At 53.4% G+C, this 2,169-nt stretch carries 2 tRNA genes and 1 rRNA gene; all 3 read right to left on the bottom strand.

The window, feature by feature from the left end:
• Positions 1–103 precede the first annotated feature (103 nt).
• The 3 genes from KBY97_RS14570 to KBY97_RS14560 all read right to left on the bottom strand — a co-directional run bounded on the left by KBY97_RS14570 (position 104) and on the right by KBY97_RS14560 (position 2,008).
• Positions 104–176: transfer RNA gene (locus KBY97_RS14570), tRNA-Ala, on the bottom strand.
• Between the two features lie 9 nt (positions 177–185).
• Positions 186–259 (bottom strand) — tRNA-Ile (locus KBY97_RS14565).
• A 263-nt stretch (positions 260–522) separates the two neighbouring features.
• Positions 523–2,008, bottom strand: a 16S ribosomal RNA gene (locus tag KBY97_RS14560).
• Positions 2,009–2,169 lie beyond the last annotated feature (161 nt).

The raw sequence follows: 2,169 nt of genomic DNA, 5'->3' as shown, positions 1-2,169 counted from the left end.
AAAATGAAAAGAAGCTGAATTCTTTATCAGCGGACGTGTCTCGTCACACAATAGCCATGGCTCGGGTTCCTCCTCCTGCTTTCGCTGTGAAGGGTTTGGTCAGTGGAGGTTAGCGGACTCGAACCGCTGACATCCTGCTTGCAAAGCAGGCGCTCTACCAACTGAGCTAAACCCCCAAACACGAATGGGCCATCCTGGACTTGAACCAGGGACCTCACCCTTATCAGGGGTGCGCTCTAACCACCTGAGCTAATGGCCCAGGAGTTTTACCTCTCCATTAAGCTCCTCCCTCGCGGGACTCACTCTCTGTGGGGTGTGACCTAGACAAAGTTTAGGAACTGAAAAGACTCCTCAGACAATTCTTTGATCACATTCATCTCTGTATGTGATCTCCGCTTTCTGATTTGTCAGCTGAGGTACCGATCGACCTTCGAGATGACAGGATCGTGGCCTGAGACTAATGTGCTACTTAGATTTTCATCCTCATGGCGCTCAGACATCACAATCAGTTTTGTCTCCCTGTTAGGAGGTGATCCAGCCGCACCTTCCGGTACGGCTACCTTGTTACGACTTCACCCCAGTCATCAGCCCCACCTTCGGCGTCCTCCTCCCTTGCGGGTTGGAGTAACGACTTCGGGCATGGCCAACTTCCATGGTGTGACGGGCGGTGTGTACAAGGCCCGGGAACGTATTCACCGCAGTATGCTGACCTGCGATTACTAGCGATTCCTCCTTCACGTAGGCGAGTTGCAGCCTACGATCTGAACTGAGCCACGGTTTATGGGATTTGCTAGCTCTCGCGAGTTTGCTGCCCTTTGTCCGTAGCATTGTAGTACGTGTGTAGCCCAGGATGTAAGGGGCATGATGACTTGACGTCATCCACACCTTCCTCCGGTTTATCACCGGCGGTCTCTCTAGAGTGCCCAACTAAATGCTGGCAACTAAAGACGTGGGTTGCGCTCGTTGCGGGACTTAACCCAACATCTCACGACACGAGCTGACGACAGCCATGCACCACCTGTCACTGCGCTCCCGAAGGCACTCCCAAGTTTCCAAGGGATTCGCAGGATGTCAAACCCTGGTAAGGTTCTTCGCGTTGCATCGAATTAAACCACATACTCCACCGCTTGTGCGGGCCCCCGTCAATTCCTTTGAGTTTCACACTTGCGTGCGTACTCCCCAGGCGGAACACTTAACGCGTTGGCTACGACACCGAGGGGGTCGATTCCCCCGACACCTAGTGTTCATCGTTTACGGCCAGGACTACAGGGGTATCTAATCCCTTTCGCTCCCCTGGCTTTCGTCCATGAGCGTCAGTTATGGCCCAGCAGAGCGCCTTCGCCACTGGTGTTCTTCCCGATATCTACGCATTTCACCGCTACACCGGGAATTCCCTCTGCCCCTACCACACTCTAGCCCAGCAGTTTCCATTGCCTGGATGGAGTTGAGCTCCACTTTTTAACAACAGACTTGCTGGGCCGCCTGCGGACGCTTTACGCCCAATAATTCCGGATAACGCTTGCCACTCCCGTATTACCGCGGCTGCTGGCACGGAATTAGCCGTGGCTTATTCCTCAAGTACCGTCATGTCTTCTTCCTTGAGAAAAGAGGTTTACAGCCCAGAGGCCTTCGTCCCTCACGCGGCGTTGCTCCGTCAGGCTTGCGCCCATTGCGGAAAATTCCCCACTGCTGCCTCCCGTAGGAGTCTGGGCCGTGTCTCAGTCCCAGTGTGGCTGATCATCCTCTCAGACCAGCTACTGATCGAAGCCTTGGTGAGCCATTACCACACCAACTAGCTAATCAGACGCGGGCTCATCCTCAGGCGAATTTCATTTCACCTCTCGGCATATGGGGTATTAGCGGCCGTTTCCGGCCGTTATCCCCCTCCTGAGGGCAGATTCCCACGCGTTACTCACCCGTCCGCCACTAGCCCGAAGGCTCGTTCGACTTGCATGTGTTAAGCACGCCGCCAGCGTTCATCCTGAGCCAGGATCAAACTCTCCGTTGTATTCACTGGTCCTTTAAACCAATTCATCAAAAATTTCAGCTTTCACTAAATCCTTTGATGCCTTGGTCGCAAACAGTGCCGTCGACGCCCAAAATCATCAAACTTCTTAAAACCATACTTTCGTATCGCTTCATCAAAGCTTATTCTTTCAGTCGTGACCT

The sequence above is a fragment of the Synechococcus sp. ATX 2A4 genome, assembly GCF_024346375.1.
Lineage (GTDB): Bacteria > Cyanobacteriota > Cyanobacteriia > PCC-6307 > Cyanobiaceae > MW101C3.
The sequence above is the reverse complement of the archived record's forward strand: the minus strand, read 5'-3'. Positions and strand labels throughout refer to the sequence as shown.